The sequence below is a fragment of the Aliidiomarina taiwanensis genome (genome assembly GCF_003987015.1).
Taxonomy (GTDB): domain Bacteria; phylum Pseudomonadota; class Gammaproteobacteria; order Enterobacterales; family Alteromonadaceae; genus Aliidiomarina; species Aliidiomarina taiwanensis.
In genome coordinates, this window is the sequence record NZ_PIPQ01000001.1 from 430,236 (window position 1) to 448,464 (window position 18,229).

An 18,229-nucleotide genomic window follows, 5' to 3' on the forward strand; every position below is an offset into this window, starting at 1 on the left:
AGGTGAGAAAACACATGGCGATTGAAATTAAAGTACCTGAATTACCAGAGTCTGTTGCCGACGGCACAGTTGCGACCTGGCACGTAAAAGAAGGCGACACTGTAAGCCGCGACCAAAACCTGGTGGATATTGAAACCGATAAAGTTGTTTTAGAGGTTGTAGCAGAAGCTGATGGTGTGATTGGTAAAATTAGTGCAGCTGAAGGCGACACAGTAGAAGGCCAACAAGTGATTGGTACGCTTGAAGCAGGCGCTAAAGGCGAAAGCAAGCCAGCAGAGGCGTCCTCTGAAAAAGACGACGCACCAGCAAGTGAAGAAGCTGACGCTACATCGGGTGGCGAAGAGGTGGACGTAAAAGTTCCAGAGCTGCCTGAGTCGGTTGCGGAAGCTACGGTTGCCACTTGGCATGTAAAAGCGGGTGAAGCAGTCAGCCGCGACCAAAACTTGGTGGACATAGAAACCGATAAAGTAGTACTTGAAGTCGTCGCCGAAGCGGATGGTGTGCTTGGTGAAATTATTCACGACGAAGGTGCCAACGTGGTTGGTCACGACGTTATCGGTAAGCTTGTGAAAGGTGCAAGTGCACCAGCGAAGGCTGCTGAAAGCGAAGCGACTGAATCAGCAGAAAAAGAAAGCTCAGACGCGGTTTCTCCTTCTGTGCGTCGTTTGCTTGCCGAGCATGGCCTTAACGCAAGTGATGTGAAGGGTACAGGTAAAGACGGTCGTATTACGAAAGAAGATGTGGAGAAGCATGTGAAGTCTGCAGGTCAAAGCAAGGCAGCTCCTGAAGCAGCTGCTGCGCCACAAACGGTAAGTGGTAACCGTACACAAAAACGTGTTCCTATGACGCGATTACGTAAAACAATTGCCACACGTCTCCTTGAAGCGAAGAACTCAACGGCCATGTTAACGACGTTTAACGAAGTGAACATGAAGCCTATTATGGATCTTCGTAAAACGTACCAAAAAGAATTTGAAGAGCGTCATGGCACACGCTTAGGCTTTATGTCCTTCTACGTGAAAGCCGTTGTTGAAGCCCTGAAACGCTTCCCTGAAGTCAATGCATCCATTGACGGCGACGACATTGTGTATCACAACTATTTCGACGTGAGTATTGCTGTTTCAACCCCGCGTGGTCTTGTTACACCTGTACTGCGCGACGCTGACACACTAAGCCTTGCAGAAATTGAGTCAGGCATTAAAGAGCTTGCACTGAAAGGCCGTGACGGCAAGTTAACCTTAGACGAAATGTTAGGTGGTAACTTTACTATCACCAACGGTGGTGTTTTTGGTTCGTTGCTTTCAACGCCTATTTTGAACCCACCACAAAGTGCTATTTTAGGTATGCACAAAATCCAAGACCGCGCCATGGTTGTTGATGGCAAGGTTGAAGTTCTACCAATGATGTACTTGGCGTTATCGTACGACCATAGAATTATTGATGGAAAAGAATCGGTTGGCTTCCTTGTCACCGTGAAAAACCTGCTCGAAGATCCACAACGTTTGTTGTTGGATATCTAACAGCACTTGTACAGCGGCAGCATTTCGTCTGCCGCTGTCATTTTCAGGCATAAAAACGTATAATGTGCCTCGAAATTCGGGTAAGTAGCTAGGGTGTAAAGCCACGGTTGCTTTCATTTTGAATGAACAGATGGAACAAGCATAATGAATTTGCATGAGTATCAAGCAAAGCAGCTTTTCAGAGAGTTCGGCCTGCCTGTATCTGATGGATACGCAGTCGACACAGCTGACGAGGCTGTAGAAGCAGCTAAAAAAATTGGTGGCGACAAATGGGTCGTTAAATGTCAGGTACACGCAGGTGGCCGCGGTAAAGCTGGTGGCGTTAAGCTCGTCTCGAGCCTAGACGAAGTACGTGCATTTGCAGACAACTGGGTTGGTAAAAACTTAGTCACGTACCAAACAGATGAAAAAGGCCAGCCGGTTGCTAAAATTTTAGTTGAAAGCTGCACAGACATTGCCCAAGAACTTTACCTAGGTGCTGTTGTTGACCGTGCGACACGTAAAATTGTGTTCATGGCGTCCACTGAAGGTGGTGTTGAAATTGAGCAAGTTGCTGAAGAAACACCAGAGAAAATTTTAAAAGCGATCATTGACCCAACGGTTGGCCCTCAGCCATACCAAGGTCGTGAGCTTGCGTTCAAACTTGGTCTAAACCCAACTCAAGTTAAAGAGTTTACTAAGATTTTCTTAGGTTTAGCTAACATGTTTGAGCAGTATGATTTCGCTCTACTAGAAATCAACCCGCTTGTTATTACGGACGAAGGTAAATTGCACTGCCTTGATGGAAAGATCAACATCGACAGCAACGCACTATACCGTCAGCCAAAAATCAGAGAAATGCACGACCCGTCACAAGAAGACGCGCGTGAAGCTGAAGCTGCTCAGTTTGAACTAAACTATGTTGCTCTTGACGGTAACATTGGTTGCATGGTGAATGGTGCTGGTTTAGCTATGGGTACCATGGACATTGTGAAACTTCACGGTGGCGACCCTGCAAACTTCCTAGACGTTGGTGGCGGTGCTACGAAAGAACGTGTAACGGAAGCATTTAAAATTATCTTGTCTGACACTGCTGTTAAAGCCGTTTTAGTGAATATCTTCGGTGGTATCGTGCGTTGTGACATGATTGCGGAAGGTATTATCGGCGCAGTTGAAGAAGTTGGCGTGAATGTGCCTGTGGTTGTGCGCCTCGAAGGTAACAACGCAGAGCTAGGACGTCAGAAACTAGAAGAAAGCGACCTAAACATTATTGCAGCAGAAAGCTTGTCTGACGCTGCTGATAAAGTGGTTGCTGCGGCAGGAGGTCAATAATGTCTATCTTGATCGATAAAAACACCAAAGTAATCTGCCAGGGCTTTACTGGCGGTCAAGGTACGTTCCACTCAGAGCAAGCCATTGAGTATGGTACACAAATGGTTGGCGGTGTAACGCCAGGTAAAGGTGGCCAAACGCATTTAGGTTTGCCTGTATTCAACACAGTACGTGAAGCAGTAGAAGCAACAGGTGCGACAGCGTCTGTTATCTACGTGCCAGCACCTTTCTGTAAAGACTCTATCGTAGAAGCTGCAGACGCGGGTATTGAGCTTATCGTTTGTATCACAGAAGGCATTCCAACAATGGACATGCTCTTTGTGAAAGAATACCTAGAGCACAAAGGCGTACGCATGATTGGTCCAAACTGCCCAGGTGTTATTACTCCGGGTGAGTGTAAGATTGGTATTATGCCTGGTCATATTCATAAGCCGGGTAAAGTCGGTATTGTTTCGCGCTCAGGTACCTTGACCTATGAAGCCGTGAAGCAAACCACAGACGAAGGTTTTGGCCAGTCGACCTGTGTAGGTATTGGTGGCGACCCAATTCCAGGTTCAAGCTTTATTGATATTTTAGAGCTGTTTGAAAAAGACCCAGCAACAGAAGCCATTGTTATGATTGGTGAAATTGGTGGAACTGCAGAAGAAGAAGCCGCTGAGTACATTAAACACAATGTAACCAAGCCGGTTGTTTCTTACATTGCAGGTGTTACTGCTCCTCCAGGTAAGCGCATGGGCCACGCCGGTGCTATTATCTCTGGCGGTCAAGGTACAGCGGACGAGAAGTTTGCAGCCCTTGAAGACGCAGGTGTTAAAACAGTACGTAGCCTTGCTGACATTGGCAAAGCATTACGTGAGAAGACAGGCTGGTAAGTACAGCTTATTTTCAACAAAGGCTCCTTCGGGAGCCTTTTTTATTTAATTTGAAATCAGTTGCTTAGCAGAGTATAAAGGTGTGCTCTTTACTACTTCTTAACATAGCAAAAAGGCGGGAACGATGGATGTATATCGTTTATATTTAGCGCACTTGAACCGGCGTATTTTACTGGTATGTGGGGTGTTGTTTTTTTTCTGGATAGAGAATCATTACGTTTCATTGATTCCCGAAACCACAGGTTGGTTGCAGTTTCTTAGTATTCGGATAACAGACTTCCTTTCTTTTCTCGCTTGGCCCTTCTTTTTATTAGCTGTGGTTCAATTGTTACTGAACCGGTTCATGCTTTATGTGTATGACGGTGAGGTGCGGCCTGAACACTTTAGTTATGAATTAACGGGCTTTTTCAAAAAATACTATCTCAATATTGTTTTAGTAGGACTTGTCATTTCGCTGCTGACGCAAGTGAGTCATGTCAGTGAACTTGGGTTCAGTGAATGGGCACAAGGGTCTGGGGTTAGCCCGGCCGAAAAGGTTTTGTTGATCCTGGTTAATTTACTAACATTTGCAAATATAGTGGCGGCCTTTGAAGGCTCAAGTGTGCTCGCCGGCCTTACGTTTGTCTTGTGTTACTTTATTTTCGCTTTTTGTTCTGAGGCAATAGGGGACAGAGACAAGCGGTTTGCGCCTGGGGCGAGTCGGTCTAGCAAGGCAGAGACTCAAAATGTGTGGATACGCCAAATAAAACCAGGGGCTAAGTCTCCAGCTTACTATGTGGCTGTAGTGGTCTTTTCTGCGCTGACCTTCACGTTGTTTAAGCACACACTGCCATTGTACTTAGCAATTATTCTTATTGTGTTGCCGTTGCTTTTTGTGCTGGTGAAACATGCTGCAAGTTACGTACTGTATGGCTGGGACCAAGTATTTAATATTAACGACCACCAAGGTGAGCAGACTATAGAATACCCGAGTGCTGCTAGCTGGCGTCACAGCGAGGCCTTTCAACAGACGTGGGCTCATGCGCAGCTACAACCTTTATTTCGATTTACATTTAATAAAGAACACCTGTGGCCACTGCCATTACGCATTGCCTACGTAGCGGCCGTTGAGTTGATCATCGCGTTTATTGGCTTAACCCTGTTGGGGGGCTTCTTACTTGGGTTTAACTCGCCATTCTTTGAGTTAGTGACTGGCTTGCAACTTGTCGGTATGCTTAGCCAAGTTTGGGCTTCGGCACCGCTTGTTGTTAAACTAGGGGTGGTGCTTTTTGCAACATGGCGTACATTTACGCGGCTCAAACAGTTTGCATTCCAGTTTAAGCATAGCTCCCTCAATATTGATATAGAGCGCTTTGGTACCTTCCCGAAGTTTTTATATATTGTGATTGTAGAAGCCGTTCTTTTTGGGGTTGTCTTGGCGTTATCGGGCACGGTGATGTTCGATTTCAACCCGAACTTTACTGCTCTGGTTACAAGCTTTCAATGGGCGCAAGTAGTGACCGTTATTTATGTGAACGCTAACCTACTTTGGAAGTCAGCCTTGGCGGCTTACTTAGGGTGGCGCTGTCTCGTGCGCATTGGCCGCTTTAAGTTCGGCCTGTTTGATATTATCGGTAAGTTTATAACGGTGGACGATTAGGCCCACCGTTCCATTAACGAGGTTCTCTTGTGTTAAAAACCATGAAGGGTGTTGCACGCTTAAACTTTCTCACCCTCACTTTACTGTGTGTACTGTTAGCGATGGCTTATGCCATACAGCAAGGGGCCAGCGTAGCCTTGTTACCACTGCTCTTCGTGTGCTTGGTGGCTTTTGGAGCTCATATGAGTGTAAACGCCTTTAATGAGTATTTCGACTTTCGTTCAGGGCTGGACAAAATAACGCCTAAAACCCCCTTCAGCGGTGGCAGTGGGACCCTAGTAAAAGCGCCCGAAAAAGCACGCATAGCCTATGTTTTTGCTTGGCTGAGCTTGCTGGTTGTTGTTTGCTCTGGCTTAGCGCTCACAGCTATTATGGGGTGGCCTTTGTTACTCATTGGGGTGCCAGGTGTTCTGATTATCTACACCTATACTCAGCATATAAATAGGTTACCCATTGTTTGTTTAATGGCTCCAGGTATCGGCTTTGGCTTCTTTATGACCTTAGGTGCTATATGGGTGTTCTACCAACAGTTGACACCCGGTGCTTGGTTGCTTGGCGCTGTGGTGGCCCTGCTGGTGAACAATTTGCTCTTGCTGAACCAGTTTCCAGACGCAGATGCAGACTTCAAAGTAGGTCGTCGCACGCTCCCTATTGTTTGGGGGAAAGCGCGCTGCACCGTGCTATTAGCGTTCCATTATGTGCTCTGCTTCATATTGGTTGGCGTGGCGGTACTATTAAGCTGGCTCCCACTGCAAAGTACATTGGTATTTCTGTGTGCACCTTTGCTATATCTGCTTTTGCCAGGTATTTATAAAAACAAAGGAAGCGTTCTCAAGCTCACGCCTTATTTGGGTTTGAACGTTGTTTTTATCCATGCGTTTCTGCTGTTATTAATAGCAGGCTTATTTTGGGCGTGGTGGTAAGCATAGCCCTTTCCTTCTAGCGCGTATGTACTTGTTAAAAACTTGTGTTATGGTTTTGAGGGGAGACCTGTTCGTAGGTTAACTCCTATACCAAGTAGCAAGCTGAGGTACAGAGTGGCTAAAACACAAGCAATCAATTCAATTTCAGAGCTCAGAGCCGTAGAGCTACTAAGCCGTGTCCCTTTGTTTAAATCTCTTAGTACCGACGACAAAGGCGTGTTTGCTCGTGTTCGTGGCTTATTCCATTTGGTTCGGGAAGGAACCTTGTTTATTGAGCAAGGGGAGCCTGAGTATAGCATCTACATCATTATGAGTGGCCAAGCGCGCGTGTATAAAGACGATATTTTGGTAGGTGAAGTAGGGCCAGGCCAATTTGTCGGCGAGGTCGCTTTTGTCACCCGAGAAGAACGAACCGCCTCGGTGTTAGCAACAAGCGACCTAATTGTCATGCGTATTACGGCAGACACGTTTCGCCGCTTACCCATTTATGCCCGCGAGTTAGTGAAAGACAAAATGATAGAAGGCCTGCAACAGCGCGTTGAACAGCTAAATTTAGACTTGGTAAAACACAAGCTGAGCTTGGCAAAACGCAATGAACGGGAAGCGTCCGAGGCGTCGGGCCAAGAAGCTACTGACAATAATAACCATAAAGAGTAACTGATATGTGGAAGCCTTCCGAAAGAGCGAGCCATTGGCTTGAGCGTGTTAAACACTTCATGCGTGAGCATATTACCCCCTTTGAAGCAGAGTACCAGCAATGGAATCGTAAAACGAACCACCATGAAAACTGGCAGTCTTGGCAAATACACCCCCATGTTGCCGAACTGAAGCAACAGGCAAAAGCAGAAGGTCTGTGGAACTTTTTTTTGCCCGATGAAACCTTTGGTAAAGGGCTTTCTACCTCGGCTTATGCGCATCTAGCCGAGCAGATGGGACGCAGCTTCCTCGCACCAGAAATATTTAACTGCAATGCGCCAGACACAGGCAATATGGAAGTGTTGCATTACTTTGGTAGCGATAAGCAAAAAAAGAAGTGGCTTGTGCCCTTGCTTGAAGGCCGTATTCGCTCGGTGTTCGCTATGACTGAGCCAGCCGTGGCAAGCTCCGATGCAACCAATATGGAAACGCGCATTGTAGCGGACGGTGACGACGTGGTGATTGATGGTTGCAAGTGGTGGACGACAGGTCTTGGTCACCCCGAAGCCCAGGTGGCGATTGTGATGGGTTTATCGGACCCAGAAGCCCCTCGGCACGAGCGGCACTCCATGGTGCTGGTGCCCTTAGACACCCCTGGGGTGACGATTGAGCGAATGTTGCCGGTGTTTTCAGAGTACGATGCTCCCTATGGGCACGGGCAAGTTCGTTTTGACCAGGTGCGGGTACCGAAAGAGAATGTCATTCAAGCTTTAGGTGCAGGCTTTGCCATTGCTCAAGGGCGACTTGGACCCGGGCGTGTGCATCATTGCATGCGCGCGCTTGGAGCCGCTGAGTTGGCCTTGGAACTTCTGATTCAACGCAGCCAAGAGCGAATTGCCTTTGGCCAACCGCTCTTGCAGTTAGGCGACAACGGTTCTCGGATTGCGCGACACCGTATGGCGATTGATCAAGCTCGCTTGTATACCTTGCATACTGCTGCCCTTATTGATGAGGCGGGGGCCCGGGGTGCCGCCAGTGAAATAGCCGGTATTAAAGTGGTGGTGCCGAATGTGTTGCAAGCAGTGGTAGACGATGCAATACAGATACATGGTGGAGCGGGCTTAAGTAACGACCACCCGCTTACGGGGTTGTTTGCACTTGCTCGGGCGCTTCGTTTAGCCGATGGCCCAGACGAAGTGCATGAAGCCACGGTATTGCGTCAAGAACTCCGAAAGTACACTGGAGGTGCTGTGTGACCGCAGGGAAAGCACAGGGGATTGATCTTGGTGAGCCTGTTCGGGAAGCAGAGAGTTTCGATGAAGCGGCGGTAGACACTTGGCTCAAAGCGCGTCATCCTGAGTTAATAGGCAGCCCGGAGGTGACTCAATTTACGGGGGGTGCGTCCAACTGGACCTACCGTTTAGCCTATAGCAACGGAGACTATATTCTGCGGCGCCCGCCGCTTGGCACGAAAGCCAAGTCGGCCCACAATATGGAACGTGAATTTCGTATTCAACAAGCCCTGAAACCTCAGTTTAGCCCGATCCCACCCATGGTAGACTATTGTTCTGATACTTCATTCATAGGTACAGACTTTTATGTCATGGAGCGTATTGCTGGCATCATTCCTCGAAAAAACTTTCCTCGCCCTGTTACGCTCGCTGAAAACCAGGTGCACAGGCTGTGTGAAAACATGCTGGACACCCTAATTCAATTGCACCAAGTGGACATTGAGGCTGCAAACCTGGCTCATTTAGGCAAAGGCAGCGGGTTTGTTGCCCGACAAGTGACGGGGTGGAATCAGCGTTACCAACAATCACGCACGTGGAATGTACCGCGGGCGACGCGCTTAATGCACTGGCTTGAAGACCATATGCCAAGCCAAGAAAGTCTTTGCATGACTCATAATGACTTTCGCTTTGATAACCTCATTCTCGATCCAAAGGACCCGACAAACATTCTGGCGGTGCTCGATTGGGAACTGGCGACTATAGGCGACCCCCTAATGGAAGTCGGAAACATGTTGGCTTATTGGGTACAAGCCGATGACGACCGCATAGCCCGTGCTACACGCCGCCAGCCAACACACCTGAAGGGAATGCTTACGCGGCAGCAGGTGATTGATTATTACTGTGATAAAACTGGACAAGACCATGTGGACATGACCTTCTATGAGGTATTTGGTTTGTTCCGTTTGTCGGTCATTGCCCAACAAATTTACTATCGCTATTACCACAAGCAAACCCGCAACCCAGCTTTTAAGAACTTTTGGTTTGTGGTGCGTTATTTACAGTGGCGGGCGAATCGCCGCATAAAGCAAGGGGCCCGATGAATGGCACTGATCACTTTAGTACGCCATGGCCAAGCTTCCTTTGCGGCCGACGACTACGACCAGCTCTCGCCCTTGGGCGCGCAGCAAGCGCAAGCATTGGGTGAATTGGTGCAGGCTCGGGAAGAGCAGCTTGACTGTGTTGTGCATGGTACCTTGAAACGCCATATCCAGTCCCTCGACGCCTTTACACAGGGGTTGGGTACACAACCACAGCGGGTTGCCGATGCCCAATGGAATGAGTTTGATCATCGGGATGTTTTACAGCAGTTTGTGGCACTGTACCCAGAGTTTCTGGAGGATGTCTTGTCGAAAGAGCCGAAGCGGCTCTTGCCGGTGTTTGTGAAAGCTGTCCGTTACTGGCAAACCCATGCAGATGCTTCTTTTTACCATGAGAACTGGGCTGGTTTTTCTGCTCGAGTGCAGGCTGCTTGGGAAACATTAGCAAAGCTCACAGCACAGCATAGAAAGGTGTGGGTGTTTACATCGGGTGGTCCTATTTCACTTTCCGTGATGCGGGCACTCGACTGCCGGGCAGAACAGCTTATTCAACTGAATCAAAAAGTGGTGAACACCAGTATAACGCGCTTTGCTTTACACCAAGAGCAACGACAGCTGTTAAGCTTTAATGAGCATGGCCACTTAGCCGGTAAGTACGAGCATTTACTGAGTTATATTTAAGGTCCTGAAGAAAGGAGGAAAGATGGCAAAGACAATTTTAATTACGGGAGCCAGTTCTGGACTAGGTGCTGAGATGGCCCGTCAATTTGCCGCAAAAGGGTATAACTTGGCCTTATGCGCGCGCCGTGTTGAACGTTTAGAAGAGTTAAAGCGTGATATTCAAGCCAGCAACCCAAGCGTAAAAGTAACCCTAAAGGCCTTAGACGTGACGGACAGCGACGCTGTATTTCGTGTCTTTGCAGCGTTTAAAGAAGAGTTTGAACACCTAGACAGAGTAATAGTGAACGCAGGCATGGGTAAAGGAGGCTCTTTGGGCACGGGGCTGTTTCAATACAACAAGGCAACCATAGAAACCAACTTGGTGGCTGCGCTTGCTCAATGTGAAGCGGCTTTAGAAATTTTCCGAGCACAGCAGAGCGGGCATTTAGTGACCATCTCCTCCATGAGTGCTCTGCGCGGTATGCCCCGAGCTATGACAGCTTATGCTGCCAGTAAAGCGGGCTTGGTGAATTTAACGGAAGGTATTCGAGCCGACTTGTTGCGGGCGAAAAGCCCCATTAAGGTCAGTTGCATTATGCCCGGGTTTATCCGTTCCGAATTGAATGAAAAAGTAAAAAACACGCCTTTTATGGTGGACACAGTGCCAGGTGTACAAGCTATGGTGCGGGCCATAGAAAAGGAAAAGCCACAAGCCTATGTGCCAAGCTGGCCATGGACTATAATGGGGTTTTTAATGAAGCGTTTGCCACTGAAAGTGGTGATGAAACTAGGCTAGTGATGAGCACTAAAGGTTAAGGATTAGGTATAAATGAAAGCAATTCGCTGGATAGCAATTATTCTTTTTACCCTACTGGTTGGGGTGATGTTGTGGGTGCTCGTGTTGCATTGGAGTTCCTTTGATGAAAACACCAGCCTAACGGAGCAGGTCCAAGCGCAAGCCCCTGGGCACTATGTGGAGCTTGAAGCAGGCTTAACCCATTACCAAGCCTTTGGCAGCCCAGGTGCACCTGTGGTGGTGTTAGTGCATGGTTTTAGTATACCCGCCAGCGTTTGGGGTGAAACAGGCGCTTACCTAGCAGCCGAAGGTTTTTATGTCATTCAATACGATTTATTTGGGCGTGGTTATTCCGCGCGGCCGGACGTCCCTTATATTGGTTCCTTATTTGAAGGACAGCTCATAGAGCTACTGGACGCTTTATCCATACAGCAGCCTGTGCATTTGGTTGGCTTGTCTATGGGAGGGGCGGTGGCTGCTCGAACCGTTGCCCATCACCCGGAACGGTTTCATAGCTTAAGCCTCGTGGCCCCTTTGCATCAACCCATTCCTCCTTTAGGCATTCCAGCTGGCCTTGGTTACTATATGCTTTCAGCATTTTATGTGCCGGCCATTGCTAAGTCCTTGGAAGAAAATAACTTTGCGGAGAGTACTAAGCAGGCCCTGCAAGAAAGTTATCAGCAACAGAAACAAATTCGTGGGTTTACCCGCGCTCTGACTTCAAGTTTGTATCACTTCAGCCCGGATAATCACCCGCAGTATTACCGCGAAGTTGCAGCCGCAGGGGTGCCCGTGTGGTTGGCATGGGGAACCGCCGACACCACAGTTCCGTTTAGTCAAAATGAAGCTGTGCGCCGCGACGCTCATGTGTCCGAACAGAACTTTGTGGTATTTGAAGGGGCTGGACATACGCCTCATTTAGAGCAAAGCGACCTGTTTAACGCCGCTTTAACGACCTTCCTTAAAAGCCTTTAAACAATTAGATCCGCCATAGGGTGCGACAGTTATTGTCGCACCCTATGGTTATACTTGGCGCACTATTTTTATTTTGGAGTGGCGGCTATGAAGTTATTGCATACATCCGACTGGCATTTAGGCCGATATTTTCATCAGCACTCATTACTGCCTGATCAAGCGCATGTTCTAAAGCAAATTGTGGCGACGGCGGCAGCCGAACAGGTCAATGCTATTGTGGTTGCCGGAGATGTCTATGACCGCTCGGTTCCTCCTGCCGATGCCGTGCGCTTATTGGACGAAACACTTCACACGCTACTAAGCGAACATGGTATTCCGGTGATTATGATTTCTGGTAATCATGATGGTGCCGAACGGCTGGGTTTTGGGGCGCGTCAGCTCCGTAATGCAGGCTTAACCATAGTGTCCTCGTTCGAGCAAATGCAAACGCCTGTGCTTTTTGAAGACCAGCATGGGCCTGTAGCTATCTGGTGTATGCCTTATAACGACCCAGCTCAGGTAGCAGACTTTTATGGAGAAGCGATTAAAGACTACCAAACCGCTCATGAGCGCTTGGTGCAAGATATTCAAGAGCAACAACAGGCCCTAGGTTTGGAGCAAGCGCGCCATGTGTTAGTTAGCCATTGCTATTTAGACGGTGGTGCTGAGTCAGACTCCGAGCGGCCCTTGTCCATTGGTGGGGCAGACAAAGTCGACCCGATGACGTTTCGTGCCTTTGATTATGTTGCCCTTGGCCATTTGCATCAACCGCAATATAAGGGAGAGGAGTGGATTCGATACAGTGGTTCGATTTTGAAATATAGCTTTTCTGAACATCAACAAAAGAAAAGTGTCACCATAGTGGAGCTTGATCAAAAGGGCTATGCGGGTGTTCGCTTGGTGCCATTGCAGGCCAAGCGCAATGTACGGGTGGTGACAGGCTCCATGCAAGAACTATTGGCCGCAGGTAAACAAGACCCAGCCGCCCATGACTATATTATGGCGGAGCTCACAAACACAGAAGCTGTGCTTGATGCATTCGCCCGTTTGCGGCAAGTATACCCAAACTTGATGGACCTTAATAAAGCGCGCTTTCAAAGCCAGGAGCGAGCAAACAAGCCCAACGCTCGCGAGCATTTAGAACGCACCCCAGTTGATATGCTAAGTGACTTTTACCAGCAAGTGACAGGGGAAGAATTAACCACAGAACAACGTGACATTGCTCTTCAAGTGATATCTGAGTTAAACCATCAGGAGGAGCAACAGTGAAGCCTATTTACCTTCGAATGCAAGCTTTTGGTCCTTTTGCTGATGAACAAAAAGTGGACTTCACGGCTTTTGGTCAAGACCCGTTATTTCTTATTAATGGGCCAACTGGAGCAGGAAAAACAACCTTACTTGACGCCATCAGTTTCGCTTTATACGGGGAAACAACCGGGGATAGGGGCGCAGAAAGTATGCGCTGTGATCATGCAGACCCAGACACCAAAACAGAGGTCGAATTTATCTTTGAATTGGCCGGGCGGTATTATCGTGTTTTGCGCTTACCGACACAGCTCAATGCGAAAGCACGGGGCGAGGGCCTAGTAAAACGCCAAGCCACGGGTGAGCTCTGGGAGTTAACGAAAGAGGCGGGGGTCCCTGCAGTTGACTGGCCCCAAAAACTGATAGAAGCCCGCCGAGTTTCAGAAATCAGCACCTACATTCGCCACCTCATAGGTCTAGATGACAAACAGTTTCGACAAGTGGTGGTTCTACCCCAGGGGAAGTTCCGGGACGTGCTCACAGCGAAGTCAAACGAGCGGGAAGAGGTGCTGGCCAGCCTGTTTAAAACAGAAAGATATCAGTTGATTGAAGACAAGCTGAAAGAGCAAAACAGAGCTTTGGAGCAGAGCTACAAGCAGCTGCAGCAACGCATTACAGACGCGCTGGCTCGTGTTCAGCTGGACTCAGAAGAAGCGTTGGCTTCGGCCATGGCGGAACGGCAAGAGCCACTTGCTGAAGCTAAGCAAGCACATGAACATAGCCGTGTAAGGGCGGAGCAAGCAAGTCTTGCGTGTGCGCAGGGAAAACACGTACAGCAGAAGTTTTCTCAGCTGGCTACCTACGAGCAAAAGCAGCAGCAGTTACAGGCTTCTGAAGAGCATATTGCTACATTAAAACAGCGTATTGTTTCCGTGCAAGAAGCCATGGCTATAGCACCAATCTTCCGTGAAAGAAAACGTTTACAAAAGCAGGCAGAACAGCTTAAAGGTCAGCTTGAACAGGCTCAGAAGACTCTTGCAGAGCATAAACGTTTGAGTGATGAAGCCCAAGCAACTTTAATCCAAGCCCAGCAAACACATACCCGCTTCGCTGATGCGCCCGCGCAACTGACAAAACTAGAGCATGCCATTAAAACCGCTACTGAATTACAGCAACAGCAACGGCAGTTCGACCAATTACAAACGAAGCAAGTGCAAGCCCAACAAGCCTATGAACAGGCACAAACCAGTGTTCAAGCCACGACGGCAAAGACCCAACAGCTGGCAAAAGTAATTGACCAACTGCAACAGCAAGTGGATGCTTTCCAGTCGCTGGAACAAGTTCTTTTTACGCGGAAAAATCAATTACGCCTGCTGCAACAAGTAGAAGAATTGACCGCTCAGTTGGAAGTGCAAAAGGAGCAAGAAGCTAAGGAGAAGCAACGGTTAGAGCACACTGTTGACGAGTATGTGCAGGCAGAAACAGCCTTTAAAGCGCTACGCAAACAGTGGCATTTAGGGCAAGCCTACCGGCTGTCTCAAGAGCTAGAAGAGCAGCAGCCTTGTGTTGTGTGTGGGAGTAAAGAACACCCAGCGCCGGCTCACTTAGCTGGCCATTTTGACATTGTGAGTGATAACGAAATAGCCGCTGCCGAAGATAACCTAGAAAAACTGCGTAGTAACCAGCAAGACGCAAAAGTAGCATATCAGAAGGCGCAACAGGCATTGGCGTATACTCAAAGCCAGGTACAAGATCTTCAAAGCGAGTTAGCAGAAGCCGCGGCATGGACCGTAGCCGATATAACAGCGCAACTGGCCAAACTAACGGCGGAGCAAAATCAGCAGGAGCTGCAACGGCAGCAGCTCACAAAGTTACGTCGAGAGTACACACAAGCGCAAACAGAGCAGGAAGGGCTGCAAGAGCAGGAGCAAAAACGACTTGCGACCTTCAGTGCGATACGAGAACAAGTGGCTGTAGCCGAAGCAGCGCTGCAGCGGCAACAACGTGAGCTAGCAGGGCAACCGGCGGATGTCGAAGCCCTTACAGCCCAGTACAAAGCGCTACAGACTGACTATCAGAAAGCCCAAGACGATTTGAAGGCCGCCCAAGAGACAATGCAAGCGGCCTATGTGCGAGTGTCGCGTGCGGAGGAGCAGGCACAAGGGTTGCAAGCTCAACTGGCTCAGACACAAGAAGACTTGCAAGGTGCTGACAACGAGTGGCAGCAACGTTTGCGACAAAGCTCTTTTGCGACGGAAGCAGACTTTTTGGTGGACTCATCCAATGGCGAGCAGCTGCCAAACTGGCAGCAAGAGGTTCAGCAGTACGAAACGGAGTGTCATCATGTACAAGAGCAACGGACAGCACTGCAGGCTGAGCTAAAGGAGCAGGTGCGGCCAGACTTAGCGGCACTAGAGGAAGCGGAGGCGTTCGCTAAAAAAGCAGAAGATGAAGCCCTAGCGCAGCTGCAAAAGCTCACCACTGAATATGAAGCGTTACGTAGCACGCATCAACAAATCACCGACATGAGCCAGCAAAGCGAAGCTGTGTTAACGCGCCATAAAACCCTGGGTACTTTAACGAGCGCAGTGCGAGGCGACAACCCGTTGCGTATGAGCTTGCACCGCTTTGTTCTCAGTGTGTTGTTAGAGGATGTACTGCAAGAGGCTTCTCATCGTTTAGTTAAAATGTCAGGCAGTCGCTTTAATCTGCGTCGAGCGGAAGAGCAAAGCAACTTACGCGCAACAGGTGGGCTTGATCTCGTGGTTGATGACAGCTATACGGGGCGCTCAAGGCCTGTAAACACACTATCCGGAGGTGAAAGCTTTATGGCTGCCATGGCTTTAGCGCTGGGCATGTCGGAGGTAGTGCAAAGTTACGCCGGGGGGATTCGTTTAGACACACTGTTTATTGACGAAGGCTTCGGTAGCCTTGACGAAGACGCCTTGGACTCGGCCATTGAAGTGCTGACCCACTTGCGTGACTCGGGCCGCACCATTGGCATTATCTCCCATGTGCGGGAGTTAAAAGAGCGTTTACCACAACGAATTGACGTGCTCCGCACCCCGCAGGGAAGCACAATAAAAATGTGTAATGCCTAGTTTGTTTGTGCAGTACCTATTTTAACGGTATCTTAGCAGTTCGTATTTTTCAGGTTGTATCTCAAAAAATAACAAAGGAAGCAAGCATGCGTGTTTTAGTACCCCTTGCCGCACTTGCGCTTGTAACAGCGTGCAGTAGCGAACCCACAACAACAGCCCAAACAGCCCACTATGGAGAACAAGTGAGTTACCCAGAAACAAAACAGGGTACCCAGGTAGACACCTACTTTGGTACACAGGTGGCGGACCCATACCGCTGGCTAGAAGACGACACGAGTCAAGAAACAGCGGCTTGGGTTCAAGCGCAAAATAAAGTGACCTTTGACTTTTTAGAGCAAATACCATTTCGTGCGGACATCCGTGAAAAGCTTGCCCAAGCTTGGAACTTTGAACGGGTAGGCGCTCCTTTTGTGGAGGGAGAGTACACCTACTTTTATAAAAACGATGGCCTACAAAACCAGTTTGTGGTGTACCGACAAAAAGACGGTGGCGAGCCTGAGGTGTTTTTAGATCCGAATACTTTTAGTGACGACGGCACGACCTCGTTAGCAACACTCAGCTTTTCACGAGATGGCTCCTTAGCGGCCTATGCAACGTCTACAGGCGGTAGCGACTGGCGCACTGTGTATGTGATGGATGTAGAAACCAAAGCTCTGATTGGAGAGCCTTTGGTCGACGTGAAGTTTAGTGGCATTTCCTGGTATAAAAACGAAGGTTTTTATTACTCCAGCTATGACCGACCAGACGGTAGCTACCTCTCGGAAATGACAGATCAACATAAGCTGTATTACCACAAGCTAGAAACTCCGCAGTCGGAAGACCAGGTGGTGTTTGGCCTTGCAGAAGGTGAAAAGCATCGCTATGTGGGTGCTGGCGTGTCAGATGACGACAAGTATTTGTTTGTTTCAGCTGCGAACACAACCTCTGGTAATAAGCTATTCATAAAAGACTTAACCGTAAGCGACAGCTCCTTTGTAGCAATAGTCGACAATGAAGACTCGTCCACTACGCCGGTAACCAATCAAGGTAGCACCTTATTGTTAGCCACTAACCTGGATGCGCCGAATCGCCGCTTAATTCAAGTGGATGCAGCAGCTCCGCAGCCAGAGAACTGGAAAGACGTGATTGCGGAAACAGAACAGGTTCTAAACGTAAGCTATGGTGCTGGCTACTTATTTGCTCGCTATATGAAAGACGCTATCTCGCAAGTGAAGCAATACAGTTACGCAGGCGAATTAGTGCGTGATATTGAGCTACCAGGGGTAGGGACTGTCAGTGGCTTTAGCGGTAAGAAAGACGCAGACACCTTATACTTCTCTTTTACCAACTACATTAATGCGTCGAGCATTTATGCGTTCGACCCAGACGCGGGCGAGTCGAGCTTATACTTTAAGTCGGGTGCGCAGTTTAATGCCGACGACTTCGTTTCAGAGCAGGTTTTTTACACCTCAAAAGACGGCACCCAAGTGCCCATGATTATCAGCTACAAAAAAGGGCTTGAGCGCGACGGCTCGAACCCGACTATTTTATATGGTTACGGTGGCTTTAACGTGAGTTTAACGCCTTCCTTCAGTGTCGTGAATGCGGTTTGGATGGAACTTGGAGGGGTGTATGCGGTGCCTAATATTCGTGGCGGTGGCGAATATGGTCGCGCTTGGCACGAAGCAGGGACACAGCAGAACAAGCAAAATGTGTTTGACGACTTTATTGCAGCAGGTGAATACCTGATTGCCGAAGGGTATACCAGCAGTGACAAGTTGGCCCTGCGTGGTGGCTCCAACGGTGGCTTGCTGGTGGGTGCTGTGATGACCCAGCGACCAGACTTAGCTCGCGTTGCTTTACCTGCTGTAGGGGTGCTGGATATGCTGCGTTACCACACCTTTACTGCCGGTGCAGGCTGGGCCTTTGACTACGGCACCTCGGAACAAAGTGAAGATATGTTTAAATACTTACTAAACTACTCGCCGGTTCATAATGTGAAAGAGGGCGTGGCTTACCCAGCCACCATGATAACCACAGCAGACCACGATGACCGAGTGGTACCAGCACATTCTTTCAAGTTTGCTGCGGAGCTCCAGGCCAAAGACGCAGGCGTTCACCCACAGCTTATTCGGATTGATGTGAATGCGGGACATGGTGCCGGTATGCCTACGTCTATGCTTATAGACAGAGCCGCCGATATTCTCAGCTTTAGCCTCTACAACATGGGCTATAACCAGCTGACCACTGAATAAATTAGCACG

General features: G+C 48.8%; 14 protein-coding genes. All 14 read left to right on the forward strand.

Going from position 1 to position 18,229, the window contains the following annotated elements:
- Positions 1-14: 14 nt before the first annotated feature.
- The 14 genes from odhB (at position 15) to CWE15_RS02040 (ending at position 18,220) form a co-directional block, all read left to right on the forward strand.
- Complete coding sequence (odhB, locus tag CWE15_RS01975) at positions 15-1,520, forward strand: 2-oxoglutarate dehydrogenase complex dihydrolipoyllysine-residue succinyltransferase (RefSeq protein ID WP_126756372.1); 1,506 nt, start codon at positions 15-17, stop codon at positions 1,518-1,520.
- 144 nt (positions 1,521-1,664) lie between these two features.
- On the forward strand, positions 1,665-2,831 hold the full coding sequence (sucC, locus tag CWE15_RS01980) for an ADP-forming succinate--CoA ligase subunit beta (RefSeq protein WP_126756373.1): 1,167 nt from the start codon (positions 1,665-1,667) through the stop codon (positions 2,829-2,831).
- The gene (gene sucD, locus CWE15_RS01985) at positions 2,831-3,703 is read left to right on the forward strand and encodes a succinate--CoA ligase subunit alpha (protein WP_126756374.1); all 873 of its coding nucleotides are present in this window, start codon (positions 2,831-2,833) and stop codon (positions 3,701-3,703) included. Before sucC ends, sucD begins: the two co-directional genes overlap by 1 nt.
- A 124-nt stretch (positions 3,704-3,827) precedes the next feature.
- On the forward strand, positions 3,828-5,342 hold the full coding sequence (locus CWE15_RS01990) for a hypothetical protein (protein ID WP_126756375.1): 1,515 nt from the start codon (positions 3,828-3,830) through the stop codon (positions 5,340-5,342).
- Positions 5,343-5,371: 29 nt separating this feature from the next.
- Positions 5,372-6,265: a prenyltransferase gene (locus CWE15_RS01995; protein ID WP_126756376.1), complete on the forward strand. Its 894-nt coding sequence runs from the start codon at positions 5,372-5,374 to the stop codon at positions 6,263-6,265.
- A 114-nt stretch (positions 6,266-6,379) separates the two neighbouring features.
- Positions 6,380-6,922 carry a cyclic nucleotide-binding domain-containing protein gene (locus tag CWE15_RS02000; protein WP_157980696.1) on the forward strand — a complete coding sequence of 181 codons (543 nt, stop codon included), beginning with the start codon at positions 6,380-6,382 and terminating at the stop codon, positions 6,920-6,922.
- Between the two features lie 5 nt (positions 6,923-6,927).
- The gene (locus tag CWE15_RS02005) at positions 6,928-8,157 is read left to right on the forward strand and encodes an acyl-CoA dehydrogenase family protein (RefSeq protein ID WP_126756378.1); all 1,230 of its coding nucleotides are present in this window, start codon (positions 6,928-6,930) and stop codon (positions 8,155-8,157) included.
- Positions 8,154-9,233: a phosphotransferase family protein gene (locus tag CWE15_RS02010; RefSeq protein ID WP_126756379.1), complete on the forward strand. Its 1,080-nt coding sequence runs from the start codon at positions 8,154-8,156 to the stop codon at positions 9,231-9,233. Before CWE15_RS02005 ends, CWE15_RS02010 begins: the two co-directional genes overlap by 4 nt.
- Positions 9,234-9,911, forward strand: a complete 678-nt coding sequence (locus CWE15_RS02015; protein WP_126756380.1) for a histidine phosphatase family protein — start codon at positions 9,234-9,236, stop codon at positions 9,909-9,911.
- Positions 9,912-9,933: 22 nt separating this feature from the next.
- On the forward strand, positions 9,934-10,686 hold the full coding sequence (locus CWE15_RS02020) for an SDR family oxidoreductase (RefSeq protein ID WP_126756381.1): 753 nt from the start codon (positions 9,934-9,936) through the stop codon (positions 10,684-10,686).
- A gap of 33 nt (positions 10,687-10,719) precedes the next feature.
- Entirely contained in the window at positions 10,720-11,661 is a 942-nt protein-coding gene (locus CWE15_RS02025) for an alpha/beta fold hydrolase (protein ID WP_126756382.1), read from the forward strand.
- 87 nt (positions 11,662-11,748) lie between these two features.
- Positions 11,749-12,909, forward strand: a complete 1,161-nt coding sequence (locus CWE15_RS02030; RefSeq protein ID WP_126756383.1) for an exonuclease SbcCD subunit D — start codon at positions 11,749-11,751, stop codon at positions 12,907-12,909.
- Positions 12,906-15,986 (forward strand): AAA family ATPase, encoded by a 3,081-nt coding sequence (locus CWE15_RS02035; RefSeq protein ID WP_126756384.1) that lies wholly within the window; start codon positions 12,906-12,908, stop codon positions 15,984-15,986. The genes CWE15_RS02030 and CWE15_RS02035 overlap by 4 nt, the downstream gene beginning before the upstream one ends.
- 86 nt (positions 15,987-16,072) lie before the next feature.
- Positions 16,073-18,220 carry a prolyl oligopeptidase family serine peptidase gene (locus CWE15_RS02040; RefSeq protein WP_126756385.1) on the forward strand — a complete coding sequence of 716 codons (2,148 nt, stop codon included), beginning with the start codon at positions 16,073-16,075 and terminating at the stop codon, positions 18,218-18,220.
- Positions 18,221-18,229 lie beyond the last annotated feature (9 nt).

Coding starts and splice junctions, on each gene's coding strand:
- sucC (WP_126756373.1), top strand. CDS start 1,665: ATGAATTTGCATGAGTATCAAGCAAAGCAGCTTTTCAGAGAGTTCGGC.
- sucD (WP_126756374.1), top strand. CDS start 2,831: ATGTCTATCTTGATCGATAAAAACACCAAAGTAATCTGCCAGGGCTTT.
- CWE15_RS02025 (WP_126756382.1), top strand. CDS start 10,720: ATGAAAGCAATTCGCTGGATAGCAATTATTCTTTTTACCCTACTGGTT.
- CWE15_RS02020 (WP_126756381.1), top strand. CDS start 9,934: ATGGCAAAGACAATTTTAATTACGGGAGCCAGTTCTGGACTAGGTGCT.
- odhB (WP_126756372.1), top strand. CDS start 15: ATGGCGATTGAAATTAAAGTACCTGAATTACCAGAGTCTGTTGCCGAC.
- CWE15_RS02040 (WP_126756385.1), top strand. CDS start 16,073: ATGCGTGTTTTAGTACCCCTTGCCGCACTTGCGCTTGTAACAGCGTGC.
- CWE15_RS02015 (WP_126756380.1), top strand. CDS start 9,234: ATGGCACTGATCACTTTAGTACGCCATGGCCAAGCTTCCTTTGCGGCC.
- CWE15_RS02005 (WP_126756378.1), top strand. CDS start 6,928: ATGTGGAAGCCTTCCGAAAGAGCGAGCCATTGGCTTGAGCGTGTTAAA.
- CWE15_RS01990 (WP_126756375.1), top strand. CDS start 3,828: ATGGATGTATATCGTTTATATTTAGCGCACTTGAACCGGCGTATTTTA.
- CWE15_RS02030 (WP_126756383.1), top strand. CDS start 11,749: ATGAAGTTATTGCATACATCCGACTGGCATTTAGGCCGATATTTTCAT.